This window comes from Bifidobacterium sp. UBA6881 (assembly GCA_002451435.1).
In the GTDB taxonomy this organism is placed as follows: domain Bacteria; phylum Actinomycetota; class Actinomycetes; order Actinomycetales; family Bifidobacteriaceae; genus Bifidobacterium.
In genome coordinates this window covers 21363-21639 of the sequence record DKCF01000039.1, presented here as the reverse complement: position 1 = coordinate 21639, position 277 = coordinate 21363, and positions in this window count along the sequence as shown.

The following is a 277-nucleotide window of genomic DNA, read 5'->3' as shown; positions in this document are numbered from 1 at the left end:
GGGTACGGCTGATGTTCGGATCAGTCATGCTCTTCTCTTTCTACCATTGTCTTCGTTTGCGAGGGTTTACTTCGGTGTATGGCTCGTTACGGTGGGGTCGTTCCAGATGAAATGGAACGACCCCCTTTATCTCAACCGTTCGACCCGCGGTGCAAGTACGGGCCAGACCCTCCGCTCCGGAACGACGGTGACTGCGTTCCGGAGTGAGCGACGCATCGATGCTGATGCGCCACAGATAATCACATGGACGTCAGAGTTTGTCGACGTCCACATACCC